Below are 2,255 nucleotides of genomic sequence, written 5' to 3'. Positions count from 1 at the left end.
GCACTGTCTACAAAAGTTGAAGCCATTTTAGATGCCTGATTGCTTCTATCAATATCCTGCTGCTTATTCATAACATTAACCTTAAGCAGTTCACTAAGCATCTGGGCACTTTTATTGTTCTCACTGATCATAATGCCTAAAAGCTGATTAGCGCACTGCAGAGCTGCCTTGTTACCGTCAGCTTTATTAGAAGCATCAATAGTTTCCAATACACTTTGTACAGTCTTTTGAGTTTCCTTATCACTGGTAATGCCAGCCATCATAAGGGCCTGCTGCAAGGTCTTATCTACACGCTTATCGCTTTTTTGCTGAAATTCGAGGAATTTAGAAAGGGTGATTGTGCCCATAGAAAAATAATCAGGATTCATGTCACTCCATTCTTTAAGACTGGTTGACCAGTCTTCACCGATGGCCTGAGACTGAGTGCGAATACTATTGACAGAATTATAGATGCCAAGCACTTGATTATAGGCTTTATCCATATCTTGCGGATTCAGACTTTGAATATCTTTTATCTGAGCCTGCAGCTGCTGTGCTGACTGATTTACCTGCTGAATCATCTGGATTTTGGTTTCCAGATTAGCTGCATAGTTAGTAGGATCATATACAGTCATAGCAAAGCAGGGAAGTGCAGTGCTCATTACAGCTGCAGCAATAAGAGAACAACATAATTTTTTCATGATAACCTCCAATTAAGGGATTAGACTATTAAAAAGAGTGCAAGTTGTCCACATCTCTTGTTAATATAGTACACCTTGCCCTCCCCCCGTCAACGCTTTTCTATTCAAAAAAGACATTTTTCATACAAAATATTTTCAAGTAAAAATCACAATAAAAAAAGCCTTGCGCTGACGCACAAGGCTAAAAAAGGAGTTTGGGGCCTCCATGCGTGAGCAGTTAATAGCGGAGGACTTAAAGTTTCCGCTCCCTCTGCACAGAGGTTGATTTGATGAGTAATAAAAAGAAGATAATATGAATGAGAAACAGCATAGATAACAAAAAAAGCACCTAACTGAACGTAAGCACGGACGTTCAGTTTAGATGCCTCTGGAAACCCAGGTATTTAGTTATCTAACGATACTATATAACATTACCAGAAATATGTCAATAAGAAGTTAAATATTTTCAATAAAAGCTCAATTGAAGAAAATTCCCAAAACATCCAATAACATTCATAATGATAATAACGATGATAACGAAAATAATAGTAATAACTTAGATAATCTCCATAATAAACATAACTAAAATAACTTTACTAACCTTAATAATATAACTAATTTTAGTAACATTGATTAGAATAGTTAGGAAGATTAGTTTGATTATAACAAATTGCAAATTAGCAATGTCAAGGAAAAATAGAAAACCTTGCTTCGCTGCGATTTTCTATTTTTTATCTCCTTGACATTGCACTGCGATTTGTTGTGTTTTGACTAAATATAATAAATTAGTCAAAGGAGGACAGATGAATAATTTAAATAACTATCTTTTCGTTAAAAAATAATGTATTATATTAATAACACTAACAGAAAGGATGACATCAATGATAACAATTCAAATCTCTACAAATATTATAAAAGCTAGTACTTATACTGATCTTCTTAATACATTTTTGCAAAGCAATGATACTCAATTCATTAAAATGCAAAATGCAGCACAAGAGATACTTGAAAACAAATTTGAAAATCACTTAGAAGAAGATGAAGCAAAATATATCTGGAATCAAATCTTAGACTACTATCCAAAGGTAGAAATCAAAGGAATTCTGTACGATCCTTTGAAACAGTGGTACAAAGTAGAAATATACAATAAAGATACAAAAGAATTATATAATGCTAAATTCATAAAAGAAACTTGTAAAAATCAAGCAATTAATAACGCTATAACTGATGAAGAAGAAGAATTTATGTCATACGGAGATTATGGATGTTATATTACAGATAGACTAACGTTAGAAGAAACAAAAAAATGTCAACATGAAGATGATATCGCAGCATTTGAAGCAGATGGATGTACAAGACAAGAAGCAGAAAAATTCTTAGAAAATGGCTCCTTTGTCATTCCTGCGGAAGAGTGGGACAGATGGGCAAAAGCAAATGAATGGTACAACGAAGATGAATTAATTACACTTGAAAGAATCAAAAAAGGCCAACAAGATATTAAAATTGTAAAAGTAGACCACATTAAACACGTAATTGTATACATGCTTTAAAAACAAAAGGGCATACCTAAAGAATCGGGTATGTCCTTTTATTATA

2 protein-coding genes are annotated in these 2,255 nt (G+C 33.3%); one reads left to right on the top strand and one right to left on the bottom strand.

The features are described from left to right. Window positions 1-680, bottom strand: a 680-nt coding sequence (locus tag BN587_RS02375) for a hypothetical protein (RefSeq protein ID WP_044484025.1), incomplete at its 3' end; no start/stop codon positions are given. Window positions 681-1,540: 860 nt separating this feature from the next. On the opposite strand from BN587_RS02375, the gene BN587_RS02370 reads away from it, so the two are divergent. Continuing rightward, the gene (locus BN587_RS02370) at window positions 1,541-2,209 is read left to right on the top strand and encodes a hypothetical protein (protein WP_021719547.1); all 669 of its coding nucleotides are present in this window, start codon (window positions 1,541-1,543) and stop codon (window positions 2,207-2,209) included. The last annotated feature ends 46 nt before the right edge of the window (window positions 2,210-2,255 follow it).

Source organism: Phascolarctobacterium succinatutens CAG:287 (genome assembly GCF_000434895.1).
Classification (GTDB): domain Bacteria; phylum Bacillota; class Negativicutes; order Acidaminococcales; family Acidaminococcaceae; genus Phascolarctobacterium_A; species Phascolarctobacterium_A succinatutens_A.
This window is presented reverse-complemented; position numbering and strand designations above follow the sequence as displayed.

What these genes read in the sequence shown, in the direction of transcription:
- BN587_RS02370 (WP_021719547.1), top strand. Translation starts at nt 1,541, where the DNA reads ATGATAACAATTCAAATCTCTACAAATATTATAAAAGCTAGTACTTAT.